Here is a 13514-nt window from a genome sequence, read left to right on the forward strand (position 1 = left end):
GATGGAACGACCGGGGGATGCCACCGCCCCCTATTTCTTCCTCAGTTACGCCCGTATGCCGCAGGACGGCTCCGGTTCGGCCAACCCCGATCTGTGGGTCCACCGTCTCTACGACGAACTCTGCGAGCACATCAAGAACATGACGGACCACCGGGGCGCCCCGGGATTCATGGACGGCACGATGCGGGTCGGCCAGATCTGGCCGCGGGAGCTCTGCGACTCGCTCGCCCGCTGCCGGGTGTTCGTGCCGCTGTACTCGCCGCGGTACTTCATCAGCACCTGGTGCGGAAGGGAGTGGGCCGCGTTCGGCAGCCGCCCCGCCCGGCACCGCGCGGCCGGACAGCCGGGCGTCCCCAGCGCCGTGGTGCCCGCCCTGTGGTCCCCGGTGCCCGACCACCGGCTGCCCGACGCCGTCAAGGACGTGCAGTACGTGCACCCCGAACTCGGACAGCGCTACCGCACGTTCGGGCTGTACGGGCTGGCCAAGCTGAGAGCCTTCCGCAACGACTACGAGAAGGCCGTCCTGCATCTGGCCCGGCGCATCGTCGACATCGGCGAGAGCATCGTCGTGGACCACGCCGAGCGCATCGAACTCAGCGGAGGACCCGACGCCTTCGCGGCCACCCCCGCCACCACGTCGACCACCGGCCGCACCCTGCGCATCAGCGTGGCGGCCCCCACCCGCGACCGGCTGCCCGAAGGCCGCGCCCCCGACTACTACGGTGACTCGGCCGTCGACTGGACGCCCTACCTCCCGGCGTCCGAGCAGCCCCTCGCGCAGGTCGCCGCCGGCATCGCGGAAGGACTCGCGTTCCGGCCCGACATCCGGGCGTTCGACCACACCGCGGGGCCGGCCGAGGGACCCGAGGTCGTGCTCCTCGACCGCTGGGTGCTGCGCGACCCCGAACGCCGCGCCGCCCTCGCCGCGTTCGACGCCTCCGACCTGCCGCCGACCGGTCTGGTCGTGCCGTGGAGCGAACACGACCCCGACAGCGACGACGCCGAGCACGAACTCGGCATGGAGGCCGAGGCCACCCTGCCGCGCCGCATCCGGCTGGGCCGGCAGGTGTGCAGACCCGCCGTCCGGGGCGTGCCGGACCAGCGCACCTTCGCCGGGGTGCTGCCCGACGTCGTGCACTGGGCGGAGGGCGAGTACCGCAAGCGGGCCCAGGCCCGGCCCCCGGCCGGACAGGGCACCGAGCGATTCCGGCTGTGCGGGAAGGACCACGCGGACAGCCGACCCCAGGGACACCGCCGGAACGCCGAGGAGGAAGACCGCGATGAGCAGCCTTGACGAACAGGACGGCCGGTCCGGCCGCATCGTCACGTTCTACTCGTACAAGGGCGGCACCGGACGGACGATGGCCCTCGCCAACGTGGCATGGATCCTGGCCGCCAACGGCAAACGCGTCCTCGCCGTGGACTGGGACCTGGAGGCACCGGGCCTGCACCGCTTCTTCCACCCGTTCCTCGACCCGGCCACCGTCGGCGCCACCACCGGCGTCATCGACATGCTCAAGGACTACGCCTGGGCCGCCACCGACGACACCGACCCCGGCGGCGCCGACAGCCGGCCGCCGGACTGGCACCTGGACTACGCCCGCATCCAGCGCCACGCCGTCTCCCTCGACTGGTCGTTCCCCGAGCCCGGCACCCTCGACCTGGTCTCGGCCGGACGCCAGGACCGCGACTACTCGGGGCTCGTCAGCACCTTCGACTGGGACCACTTCTACGACGAGCTCGGCGGCGGCCTCTTCTTCGACGCGCTGCGCGAGGACATGCGCCACAACTACGACTACGTCCTCGTCGACAGCCGCACCGGGCTGTCCGACATCGCCGACATCTGCACCGCCCACCTGCCCGACGTGCTCGTCGACTGCTTCACCCTCAGCGACCAGAGCATCGACGGCGCGGCCGCCGTCGCCCACGACATCCGCGACCGGTTCCGCAGCCGCCGTATCCGCATCCTGCCCGTCCCCATGCGCATCGACGAGGGCGAGAAGGTGAAGGCCGACGCGGGGCGGGCCCTGGCCCGCGCCAAGTTCGACGGGTTCCCCTCCGGCCTGACCGAGGACGAACTCACCGACTACTGGGGCTCGGTGGAGGTGCCCTACCGGCCGTACTACGCCTATGAGGAGACGCTGGCCACCTTCGGCGACGAGACCGGCAACGCCACGTCCCTGCTGTCCGCGTTCGAGCGGCTCACCGGCGTGATCAGCGGCCAGGCGGTGGTCGCCCTGCCCCGGATGCCGAAGGAACTGCGCGAGACCGTCACCGCCAAGTTCACCCGGCCCCGGCTCACCCTCCCCGTCGACCTGCACCTCAGCTATGTGTCCGAGGACCGGATGTGGGCCGACTGGATCACCTCCCAGCTGTCCCGCGCGGGGTTCAAGGTGTCCCGCCGGTACGTCGGCTGCGAGGGGGACGGCGCCGAGAAGCCCGCCGACCGGACCGTCTTCGTGCTCTCCCCGGCGTTCCAGCGCTCGGCGCGGGCCCGCCAGGTGTGGGACGCGGCCACCGGCGGCGACCTCGCGGGCCGCCGCCAGGTGGTCGCCGTCCGCGTCGGCGACCTGCGGCCCGCGCCCACCTTCGGCGAGCGGCCCGCCATCGACCTGGTGCGCACCAGTGAGAAGGCCGCCGCGTCCGCGCTGCTGAGGGCGCTCGGCAAGCCGCCGCTGCCCGCCGAACTGACCGACGAGGTGGCGCTCCGGGACGCCCGTTTCCCGGACACCGTGCCCAAGTTCTGGAACGTCTCCCCGCGCAACGCGTCCTTCACCGGCCGCAGCGCGCTGCTGGAGAGGCTCCGCGACGGGCTCGGCAGCAGCTCCTCGGCGGGCTCCCCGGCGCCGTACGCCCTCTACGGGCTCGGCGGTGTCGGCAAGACGCAGATCGCGCTGGAGTACGTGCACCGCTTCGCCGCCGACTACGACCTGGTGTGGTGGATCCCCTCCGAGCAGAACGAACTGGTCGTTTCCTCCCTCACCGACCTCGCCCGCCGGCTGGGCCTGCGGGTCGGCGAGGACGCCGCCCAGGCCGCCCTGGAGGTCTGCGACCACCTGCGCCAGTCCTCGGGGCTGCGCTGGCTGCTGGTCTTCGACAACGCCGACGAACCGCAGGAGGTCAGCCGGCACTTCCCCGGCGGCACCGGCCACGTCCTGGTCACCTCCCGCAACCAGACGTGGCTGCACTTCGGCGAGGCCCTGGAGATCGACCCGTTCCTGCGCGAGGAGAGCGTGGAGCACCTGCTGCGCCGGGCCGCCGACCTCACCACCGAGGAGGCCGACCGGGTGGCCGCCGCCGTGGGCGACCTGCCGCTGGCGCTCGACCAGGCCGGCGCCTGGCTGGCCGAGACCGGCACCCCCGTCGACACCTACCTCGCCGAACTCGAGCACCAGGCGGCGCGGGTGCTGTCGCTCAGCCAGCCCGCGAACTACCCGGAGCCGGTCGGCGCCACCTGGAACGTCTCCATCGAGCGGCTCAAGGAGCGCTCCCCGGCGGCCGTACGCCTGCTCCAGCTGTGCGCCTTCTTCGCGGCCGAACCCATCTCCATGGAGCTGCTGTACGGCGACGAGATGACCAGCGTCCTGTCCGAGCTGGACCCCTCCCTCCAGGAGAAGATGGTGCTCGGCCGGGTGATCCGCGAGATCGGGCGGTTCGCCCTCGCCAAGGTGGACCGGGCGACCGAGTCGATCCAGGTGCACCGGCTGGTGCAGTCGGTGATCCGCTCCCAGCTGACCGCCGGGGAGCAGGAGGACGCCCAGCACGTCGTGCACCGCATCCTGGCCGGTGCCCGGCCGTCCGGCGAGGAACCCATCGACGACCCGAAGAACCAGCCCACCTTCGCCGCGATCTGGCCGCACCTGGAGGCGTCCGAGGCCAGCACCTGCGACGAGCCGAAGACCCGCCAGCTCCTCATCGACCGGGTGCGCTACCTGTGGAAGCGCGGCGACCTGAACGCCGCGCTGTCCTTCGCGGGCTCCCTGCGCACCCTGTGGGAGCAGCAACTGGCCGACAGCCGGGCCCGGATCGCCGGTCTGGAGGCGACCGGCCCGGGGGAGCCCGCGTCCGGGCCGGGCCGTTCCGCCGACCCCCGTGCCCCGCGCGGCCTCGCCGAGGAACGCCGGTACGCGACGGAACTGCGCACCCAGCTGCTCCACCTGCGCTTCCACATCGCCAACGTGCTGCGCTCCCTCGGCAAGTACGTCGAGGCCGAGGAACTGGGCTCCGACACCCTGGCGCAGCAGCGCGCCCTGCTGCTGCCCGGCCACCCGCACATCCTGATGACGGCCAGCGGCCTCGCCACCGACCTCGGCAGCATCGGCCGGTTCGAGGACGCGCTGGAACTGGCGACCGAGGCGTACGACGGCTTCAAGGAGAACTTCGGCGAGGACCACCCGCGCACCCTCAGCGCCAACAACAACCGCGCGGTGTGCTTACGGCTGCTCGGCCGCTACACCGAGGCCCGGGACGTCGACCAGGAGATCTACGACCTGCGGCGCAACGACCTCGGTGCCTCGCACCCCCACACCCTGATCAGCATCACCAACCTGGGGCGCGACCTGCGCGAGACCGGCCAGTACGAGCCGTCCATCTCCTTGCTGAGCAGCAGCTACGAGGCGTACAGGCGGCTGTTCGGCGACCTGCACCCGGAGACGCTGCGCAGTGCCAAGAGCCTTGCGGTGTCGCTGCGCAAGGCGGGGCGGGTGGACGAGGCACGGGCGCTCACCCAGCAGACACGGGAGCAGTACCGGCTGCGGGACGCCCCCGCGACCACCCCCGACGTGCTGGACTGCACCCTGAACTACGCCACCGACCTGTACGCCACCGGGGCGCGCGACGAGGCCCTGTCGCTGGCGCTCGACATCGTGCGGCAGTACCGCACGGCGCCCGGCGAGCGGCACCCGGCGACGCTCGCCGCCGTCAACAACCTCGGCATCTTCCTGCGGGGCTCCGGTGAGGTGAGCCGGGCGCGGGCCCTGCTGGAGAAGAACCTCGCCACCCTCAAGGAGGTCCTCGGCGAGCGGCACCCCTACACGCTGGCCTGCGCCGTGAACCTGGCCAACGTGCTGGCGGAGCTGAACGAGCTGCGCGCCGCGGAGGAACTGGAGCGGACGGCGGTGACCGGTTTCCAGCCGACGCTGGGGGAGCAGCACCCGGACACCATCGTCTCGCGCGCCAACCTGGGGGTGACGCTGCGCGCCCTGAACCGGGTCCCGGAGGCCGACCAGCTCCGCAAGAGCAGCCACGACGAGTTCGTCCGGCTGCTCGGCGAGAACCATCCGCACACGGTCAGCGCCCGTGAGGGCAAGCGCATCCACCGGGATCTGGAACCGCCGGCCGTGTGACCGGCGGCGGGCGTACGTCAGACGGGGTCGGCGGCCAGCCGGGAGCGTCCGCCGACCAGCCAGGTGAACACGTCCGGCAGTACCCGCAGGGAGGCGAAGTGCGCCTCCTCCGGGTGCACGACGGCCCGTCCCCCGGGGATGCGCTCGGCCAGCCACCTGGTGTGGCTGGCCGGGGAGAACCCGTCCCGCTCGCCGTGCCAGAGCAGCACGGGCACGGAGATGTCCGCCGGTGAGAAGCCCCAGGGCGCGCAGAAGGACAGGGCGTCGTCCACCCAGCCGTCCGCGGACACGCTGAGCGCCTCACGGTAGTTGCGCAGCAGCATCGCGCGGATCCCCGCGTCGGAGATGACCCGCAGATCCGAGTCGGTCAGCTCCCAGCGGAGCTGGGCCAGGAGCCTGCGCGGATCGGACCGGATGTCGACCGACCGTTTGCGCAGACTGTCCGCCAGCTCGTCGGGCCCGTCCTCGGCCTTGGTGTACTCGTTGACGTTGGAGGCGGTCATGCCCGCGAACCAGTCGAGGCCGTCCGCGTCCCGTGGGGCGAGGCTGACCAGGACGGCGGCGCGGGTCACCCGGCCCGGCAGCAGGGCCGCGCAGGCCAGGGCGTGCGGGCCGCCGCCGGAGCGGCCGACCACGGCGAAGCGTTCCACGCCCAGGGCGTCCGCGATGGCGGCGACGTCCTGCGAGACATGCGCGACCCGGCGGCCCGGCAGCCGGTCCGAGGGCCCGTAACCGGGGCGGTCGTAGGTGATGAGCCGGACCCGCTGGTGGTAGAGCAGCATCGGCCGGGGCGCCGGACCGAGCCGGCTGCCGGGTGTGCCGTGCAGCAGGAACACGGGCGAGCCGCCGGGATCTCCACTGATCTCGACGGCTAATCGTCTCCCGTCCCCCGTGTGCACCTCTCTGAGCATGCGCGGCCCCCTCTCGACGCCCCCCGCCCGCTGCGGCATGCCGTGTGGTCGTGCATCGGCCATTCCCCATCGTGCCCCAGATCATCCCGGTGTGCGGGCGTTTCCGGCCCGCTGTGAACGGCCCTCAGACCACCCCCAACGTCCAGCTCCACCGATGCACCCCCGGTGCGACGAGGTAGCCGGGTGACGTGTCGGGGCCGCAGGACGCCGTGCCCAGGCCGCGGTGGGCCGCGTCGATGTGGACGACGCAGCCGGGGCGTGGGACCAGTTCGGCGTGGTGGCGGGCGGCGGTGAGGTCCTCGGCCCGGAAGCGCGTCACCGACACCTGGCGCGGCTCGTCCAGCGTGACCCCCAGGCCGCCCGTGTCCGGTCCCGACAGGGTGAACCGGCGTACCCCGTGCCGGCCGCCGCTCTCCTGCGGGCGCAGGTACGGCGTGAACAACTCGTCCACCGGGCGGGTGTGATGGCCGACCGGGGCCCCGGCGGCGCGGTCGGGGTAGGACTCCCACGGCCCCTGCCCGAACCACTCCATACGGTCGAGACCGGCGACCGTCTCGAAGACCGTGCCGACCCTCGCCACGTCGTCGAACTCCTCCGGCAGCCCGGCCTCCTCCTCGATCCGCACACCGCCCTCGACCGGCGTCAGCACCTGCCGGTGCCGGACGACGGCGCCTCCTCCCGTGTACACGGCCTCCACCGTGATCCGCCCGGCCTCCTCGCGGACGGACACCACCTCGCGGACCAGCGTGTCGAGGCCCAGGTCGCGCCAGCGGCGGGCCATGCCGCCGATCTCGTCGTTGTCGGTGGGCGCCCGCCACAGGGTGAGCGTGGGGGCCGCCGTCAGCAGCGGGTGCAGCAGCAGGCCCTCACCGTCCACCCGTACCCCGCCGCTCACCGGTGGTCCGGACGCCGGAGCCGGGCCCCGCAGGCGTACCTGCGGCACACACAGCTCGGTGCCGCGCGGCGCCCACGGCTGGTCCTCGGCCACCGTCACCCGCAGCGTCAGCCAGGCCTCGCCGCCCTCGCGCGGCACCTCGAAAGGCAGCGGTACCGCGGCCGTCTGCCCGGGGCGCAGATCGGGCAGGCGGGCCGGGGCCCTCCACGTCGTCCCGTCGGCGAGCTCAAGGCGCCACTCCCCGGCCAGCCAGTCCAGGCCCCGGAAGTGCTGGTGGTTGCCGAGCACGACACCCTCGTGCTTCAGGCACTCGATCCGTACCAGTGCCGCGATCTCGCGGTGCTCGTACAGGGCCGGCTTGGGCGCGCGGTCGGGGAACACCACGCCGTCCGCGATGAACGCGCCGTCGTGGACGCGCTCGCCGAAGTCGCCGCCGTACGCCCAGCGGTGGCCGGGCGGGGCGACGCCGTCGCCGCGGAGGGCGGGGCCCGTGCGTCCGGCCGGTCGTCCGTCGCTCACGCGCTGCAGGATGCCGTGGTCCCAGAACTCCCAGATGAACCCGCCCTGAAGGCCCGGCGTCCCCTCGACGGCTGCCCAGAAGTCGGCGAGCGTGCCGTTGCTGTTGCCCATCGCGTGCGAGTACTCGCACTGGACGAGCGGCCGGGTCTGCCGTCCCGACAGGGCGTGTGCCACGCACTCCTCGATCGGCGCGTACATCGGGCACGCGAGGTCGGAGGCGTCGTCCGTCGCCGCCCAGTCGAGCTTCGCGGCCCCCTCGTACTGGAGCGGGCGCGTCGGGTCGTGGTGGCGGACCCAGCCCGCCGCCGCGTCGTGGTGCGCGCCGTAGTCGGACTCGTTGCCCAGCGACCAGACGATCACCGACGGGTGGTTCTTGTCGCGCAGCACCATGCGCGCCACCCGGTCGACGTAGGCGTTGAGGTAGCGCGGGTCGTCGGCGATCTCGTGGGCGTGGTCGTGCGCCTCGATGTCGGCCTCGTCGACGACGTAGAAGCCGAGTTCGTCGGCCAGGTCGTACAGCGCGGGGTCGTTCGGGTAGTGGGCGGTGCGGATCGCGTTGAAGCCGAACCGCTTGAGGAGGACCAGGTCGGCTCGCAGGTCGCCGGGGGAGACGGTGCGGCCGGTCAAGGGGTGGAAGTCGTGCCGGTTCACACCCCGGACGAAGACCCGCTCCCCGTTGACGAGCAGGTCCCGCCCCACGATCTCGACGTCCCGGAACCCGACGCGGTGCCGGGAGGTGTCGGCGACCGTGCCGTCGGCGCGGTGCAGCCGGACGGTCAGGGCGTACAGCTCGGGCGTCTCCGCCGTCCAGGTCCGCGCGTCCGGCACGGTGGCCGCGAGGCGGGCCTCGCCGAGGAAGCCGGAGACCCGCTCGGCCGCTGCGTTGGCCCGGTCGAACGCGGCGTCCTGGGCGAGCGGCACACCGTCGAGCTCTCCGGTCAGGTGCCAGCCCTCGGGCAGCGGGCCGCGCGCGTCGCGCACCTGGCAGTCGACGCGTAGGTCGCCGCCGCGCCGCGCGCGCACGGTCACGTCGGCCAGGTGCAGCGGGTCGGTGGCGTACAGCAGGACGGAGCGGGTGAGGCCGCCGTGCCACCACTGGTCCTGGTCCTCGATGTGGGAGGCGTCGGACCACTTGACGACGGTCAGCCGGACGGTGGCGCGGCCGCCGGGCCGGACCACCCGCGTCAGGTCGAACTCGGCGGCCAGATGGGAGTCCTTGGAGACGCCCACGGGCCGCCCGTCCACATGGACCAGCAGCACGCTCTCGGCCGCCCCCACCTGGAGCACGATCCGGCGTCCGGCCCACCCGGCGGGCACGTCCACCTCCCGTTCGTACACCCCGGTCGGGTTGGCGGCGGGGGAGTGCGGCGGGATGTCGGGGAAGGGCATTGTGACGTTGGTGTACTGCGGCAGGTCATCGGTGTCCTGGACGGTCCAGGCGCCGGGCACGTACGCCGTCGACCAGGCACCGCCGACCGGCGCGTCCGGAGCGGGCAGCAACTGGAAGCGCCAGTCGCCGTCCAAGGGGATGGCTCCGGGGCGCCGGTCGACGGCGTTCATGGGGAGGCGGTTCCAGGAGGTGAGCTCGGGTGCCTCCCAGGGGCGCAGCGCGATCAGGGGGTCGGGGGAGAAGGGGCGCTCGGTCATCCGCGGACGGCTCCCTTGGCGAGGTCGCCGATGATCTGCCGGGCGCCGATCGCGAAGACGATCAGCAGCGGGATCAGGGCGAGGACCGCGCCGGTCATCACCATGCCGTAGTCGGTGGTGCCGTGGGTTCCGTTGAGCTGGGACAGCGCGACCTGGAGGGTCACGTTGCCGGGGTTCGTCAGGGCGATCAGCGGCCAGGCGTAGTCGTTCCACTGGCTCATGAAGGTGAAGATGCCGAGGAAGGCGAGCCCGGGGCGGACGACCGGGAGCGCCACGTGCCAGTACTGGCGCAGGAAGTTCGCGCCGTCCAGCCGGGAGGCGTCGAGCAGTTCGTCGTGGATGGCGCTCCGCATGTACTGGCGCATCCAGAAGATGCCGAAGGCGTTGGCGGCGGCCGGCACGATCAGCGATGTCATCGAGCCGATCCACCCGATCTTCGCCATGATCACGAACTGGGGGATCGCGGCCATCTGGGCCGGGACCATGAAGATCAGCATGAGCAGCGCGAACAGCGCGTTCTTGCCGGGGAAGTCGAACTTCGCGAACACGAAGGCGGCGAGCGAGTCCAGGAACAGCACCAGGAACGTCACCGCCGTCGCGACCAGCAGCGAGTTCGCCATCGACCCGAAGAAGTCGACCGTGTCGAACAGGTGGCGGACGTTCTCCGTGAAGTGCGAGCCCGGCAGCAGCTTCGGCGGGTAGGAGAAGATCTCCGACGAGGTGTGCGTCGACATGATCACGGCCCAGTAGAACGGGAAGGCCGAGAGGAGCACACCGATGATCAGGGACGCGTGCAGCGCGATGCCCCGGCGTCCGGAGCCCTTGATGGATGCCATGTCGCGGCCTTCCTACTGTTCGCCCCGGCGCTGCACCAGGCGCCAGTTGATGAGGGAGAAGAGGACGACGACCAGGAAGATGCCCCACGCCACGGCGGCGCCGTACCCGAAGTCGTTGTTGTCGAAGGTCTGCTGGAAGAAGTAGAGGACCATCGTCCGGCCGGCGTGGTCCGGACCGCCCGAGAACGTGGACTCGTTGGCGGTGGTCTGGAGCAGGACCTGCGGTTCGGAGAAGCTCTGCAGTCCGGTGACCGTCGAGACGACGAGCACGAACAGCAGGGTCGGCCGCAGCAGCGGCAGTGTGATCCGGAAGAAGGTCTGCACGGGACCGGCGCCGTCGATACGGGCCGCCTCGTACAGGTCGCCGGGGATGGTCTGGAGCCCGGCGAGGAAGATGATCGCGTTGTAGCCGGTCCACTGCCAGGTCATCAGCGTGGCGATGGCGACCTTGATGCCCCACGGGGTGTTCAGCCAGGCCACCTGGTCCACGCCGACCGCCTGCAGCAAGGCGTTCACCAGGCCGAAGTTGGTGGAGAAGACCGACCCGAAGACGATGGCGACGGCGACGACGGACGTGACGTTCGGCAGGAAGTACGCGAACCGGTAGGCGTTCTTGAAGCGGACCGCCGAGTTGAGTATCACGGCCGTCACCATCGCCAGGAAGATCATGGGGAAGGTGGCGAGCGCCCAGATGATCAGTGTGTTGCCGATCGACTGCCAGAAGTCGACGTCGGTGAACAGATACTGATACTGCGTCAGGCCCGCCCACTCCATCGAGCCGAGGCCGTCCCAGCGGTGCAGGGAGAGATAGAGCGAGAAGCCGACGGGGATCAGGCCGAAGGCGAGGAAGAGCAGGTAGAACGGGGAGATCGCGGCGTACAGGTGCCAGTGCTTGCGCCACCCCGTGCGCGGCGGGGCCGTGGCGGGCCGTGTCCGGTCCACGGCGGGCGGGGTCCGTTCGGCGACGGCCATCAGAACGCCACCCCCAGGTGCTTGGCGATGCGCCGGCACTTGCCCATGGCGTCCTCCCAGGCCTTCGCGGGGTCCTTGCCGAGGACGCCGACGTTCTTGATCTCGTCCCGGACCGGCTGCCCGAGCGCGATGTCGTAGGGGCTGTTGAAGGCGACCGGGATCTTCTCGGCGGCCGGCCCGAAGACGTCCATGGTGATCTGCCCGCCGAAGAACGGGTCCGGCTCACGCAGCTTCGGCATCGCGTACGACGCCGGGGTCGACGGGAACAGACCGGCGTCGACGAACCCCTGCGCCTGGTTGGGGGCGTCGAGCATCCAGCTGATGATCTCGAACGCCCGCTCGGGCTCCCGGCACGCCTTCGTGATCGCCAGGAAGGAGCCGCCGACGTTGGAGGGGCCGCCCGGGCAGTCGGCCACCCGCCAGCGGCCCTTCGTCTTCGGGTAGGCGAGCTTGAGGTCGCCCGCGGCCCAGGAGGCGTTGAGCTGGCTGGGCAGCTTGCCCTTCTCTGTGGCCGAGATGGAGTCGGGTGTGCCGGAGACGATGTCCGACACGATGCCGCGCCGCTTGGCCTCGACCGCCCGCTCCCAGCAGGCCCGCACATGCGGGCCGTCCCCGATGAAGCGCCGGTCCTCGTCGACGAACCGGGTGGTGCCCTGCCCGATGGACATCTCGAAGACGCTGACGACGTCGGTGAGGATGTACGTGCCGGGCAGCCGCTTCCTCAGCCGCTCGCCGGCCGCGAAGAACTTCTCCCAGGTGTCCAGTTCCCGGGAGACGTCCGCGGGCTCGTGGGGCAGGCCGGCCTTCTCGAAGACGGCGGGCTGGTAGTAGTGCACGACCGGGCCGACGTCGATCGGCAGCCCGACGAGGCTGCCGTCCGGGGCGACGGCCTGCTGCCACTTCCAGTCCAGGTACCGGCCCTTGAGCCTCTCCGCGCCGAGCGTGCGCAGGTCCACGAACTGGTCGGCGTTCGGGAGGTAGGACGCCATGTCCTCGCCCCGGAGCCCGGCGATGTCCGGGATGTGGGCCCGGCCGGCCAGCGTGGTGATCAGCTTGGAGCGGTAGTAGCCGCCGATCTGGATGGCGTCGAGGTCGACGGAGCGCCGTAGCGCGCCTTGGCGTTCTTGACGACCGTGTCGCTCAGTCCGCCGCTCCAGTACCACAGGACCATGTTCCGGCCGGTGGAGCCGGTCGGGACGGCACAGCCGGACGCCAGGCCGCCCAGCGCGGTGGCGGCCGTACCGGCCAGGCCCGCGCGCAGCAGGCCTCTTCGTGAGAGCCGCACAGCTCCCACCGCCTTTCGGATCTGTTCGGGACTTCGCAAGGGAGGGGACGTGGGGGGAGGTCAGCGCCGCGGTGCGGGCGGGGTGACGGGCGGGTACGCGACGGGCGGTCCCGGATCGGCCGGGAGCCGGTCCGCGAGGAAGCCGTACGCCCGCCGCAGGTCCGGGTCGGTCAGGGAGCGCCACCAGCGGTCGACGCCGTACCAGCCGGGAGCGGCGAGCGCTCCGCCGGGGTGGCCCACCGAGAGGCCGGCGGCGAGGACCGCGAAGCGCAGGCGTTCCTCCAGCGGCCAGCCGCCGAGGGAGGCCGCGACGAAGCCCGCCCCGAAGACGTCCCCGGCCCCCGTCGGATCGAGGACATCGATGTCGAGGGCGGGCACGTCGGCGTACTCGCCGGTCGTCTGGTCCACGGCGAGCGCGCCCCGGCCGCCGCGGGTCACCACGGCCACCGGCACCAGATCGGCGAGTGCGCGCAGTGCCTCGGACGCGCTGCCGGTGCGGGTGTAGGCCATGGCCTCGGCCTCGTTGGGGAGGAAGGCGTGGCACAGGGACAACTGGTCGAGGAGGTCCCGGGGCCACCGCCCGGTGGAGTCCCAGCCGACGTCGGCGTAGACGTGCGTGCCGTTCGCGGCGGCCTTGGCGAGCCAGGCGCGGCGTTCCGGCTCCAGGTGCACGAGGGCCGTGCGCGCCGGGGGCGGGTCGGCCATCAGCGCGTCCTGGCTGTACGGGGGCTCCTGGCCGTGGGTGACCAGGGCGCGGTCCCGGTCGTAGGCCAGGGAGACGGTGACCGGGGTGGGCCAGGCGCTCGCCGTGCGGGACAGCGAGAGGTCGATGCCCTCCTGGCCGGCGAGGACGTCCCGGCAGTAGGCGCCGTAGAGGTCGTCGCCGAGGACGGTGGCGAGCGAGGTGCGCAGACCGAAGCGGGCGGCGGCGACGGCGAGGTTGGCGATGCCGCCGGGGCCGCAGCCCATGCCGTCGGTCCAGATCTCCTCGCCGGGGGTGGGCGGTCCGCCGAGTCCGGTGAGGACGAGGTCGTAGAAGAGCAGCCCGGTCAGCAGCACATCGGGCCGGTCGTCGTCCACGGGTGCGTCCTCTCGCTCGGGTCC

7 protein-coding genes and 1 pseudogene are annotated in these 13514 nt (G+C 72.1%); 2 read left to right on the forward strand and 6 right to left on the reverse strand.

Annotated features, from left to right (window positions below):
• The first annotated feature begins 1 nt into the window (after nt 1).
• Both ACFRAC_RS19770 and fxsT read left to right on the forward strand, forming a co-directional pair.
• On the forward strand, nt 2–1294 hold the full coding sequence (locus tag ACFRAC_RS19770; RefSeq protein ID WP_382925283.1) for a TIR-like protein FxsC: 1293 nt from the start codon (nt 2–4) through the stop codon (nt 1292–1294).
• Nucleotides 1281–5345, forward strand: coding sequence for an FxSxx-COOH system tetratricopeptide repeat protein (fxsT, locus tag ACFRAC_RS19775; protein ID WP_382925285.1), 4065 nt, complete (start codon nt 1281–1283; stop codon nt 5343–5345). Before ACFRAC_RS19770 ends, fxsT begins: the two co-directional genes overlap by 14 nt.
• 17 nt (nt 5346–5362) lie before the next feature.
• Here fxsT and ACFRAC_RS19780 read toward each other — a convergent pair whose 3' ends face one another.
• The 6 genes and pseudogenes from ACFRAC_RS19780 to ACFRAC_RS19805 form a co-directional block, all read right to left on the reverse strand.
• Complete coding sequence (locus tag ACFRAC_RS19780; RefSeq protein WP_382925287.1) at nt 5363–6256, reverse strand: alpha/beta fold hydrolase; 894 nt, start codon at nt 6254–6256, stop codon at nt 5363–5365.
• Between the two features lie 124 nt (nt 6257–6380).
• Nucleotides 6381–9317 carry a glycoside hydrolase family 2 TIM barrel-domain containing protein gene (locus ACFRAC_RS19785; RefSeq protein WP_382925288.1) on the reverse strand — a complete coding sequence of 979 codons (2937 nt, stop codon included), beginning with the start codon at nt 9315–9317 and terminating at the stop codon, nt 6381–6383.
• Nucleotides 9314–10153 (reverse strand): carbohydrate ABC transporter permease, encoded by an 840-nt coding sequence (locus ACFRAC_RS19790; RefSeq protein WP_382925290.1) that lies wholly within the window; start codon nt 10151–10153, stop codon nt 9314–9316. Before ACFRAC_RS19790 ends, ACFRAC_RS19785 begins: the two co-directional genes overlap by 4 nt.
• Before the next feature lie 12 nt (nt 10154–10165).
• Nucleotides 10166–11125, reverse strand: coding sequence for a carbohydrate ABC transporter permease (locus ACFRAC_RS19795; protein ID WP_382925292.1), 960 nt, complete (start codon nt 11123–11125; stop codon nt 10166–10168).
• Nucleotides 11125–12410, reverse strand: a pseudogene (locus tag ACFRAC_RS19800) (extracellular solute-binding protein). The gene ACFRAC_RS19795 and the pseudogene ACFRAC_RS19800 overlap by 1 nt, the downstream one beginning before the upstream one ends.
• Nucleotides 12411–12470: 60 nt before the next feature.
• Nucleotides 12471–13490 (reverse strand): carbohydrate kinase family protein, encoded by a 1020-nt coding sequence (locus tag ACFRAC_RS19805; protein ID WP_382925294.1) that lies wholly within the window; start codon nt 13488–13490, stop codon nt 12471–12473.
• Nucleotides 13491–13514 lie beyond the last annotated feature (24 nt).

The sequence above is a fragment of the Streptomyces sp. NPDC056628 genome, from assembly GCF_042792555.1.
In the GTDB taxonomy this organism is placed as follows: domain Bacteria; phylum Actinomycetota; class Actinomycetes; order Streptomycetales; family Streptomycetaceae; genus Streptomyces.

Bases quoted from the DNA above. Each gene is read 5' to 3' on its own strand.
- ACFRAC_RS19770 (WP_382925283.1), top strand. From the start codon at position 2: ATGGAACGACCGGGGGATGCCACCGCCCCCTATTTCTTCCTCAGTTAC.
- fxsT (WP_382925285.1), top strand. From the start codon at position 1,281: ATGAGCAGCCTTGACGAACAGGACGGCCGGTCCGGCCGCATCGTCACG.
- ACFRAC_RS19780 (WP_382925287.1), bottom strand. From the start codon at position 6,256: ATGCTCAGAGAGGTGCACACGGGGGACGGGAGACGATTAGCCGTCGAG.
- ACFRAC_RS19785 (WP_382925288.1), bottom strand. From the start codon at position 9,317: ATGACCGAGCGCCCCTTCTCCCCCGACCCCCTGATCGCGCTGCGCCCC.
- ACFRAC_RS19790 (WP_382925290.1), bottom strand. From the start codon at position 10,153: ATGGCATCCATCAAGGGCTCCGGACGCCGGGGCATCGCGCTGCACGCG.
- ACFRAC_RS19795 (WP_382925292.1), bottom strand. From the start codon at position 11,125: ATGGCCGTCGCCGAACGGACCCCGCCCGCCGTGGACCGGACACGGCCC.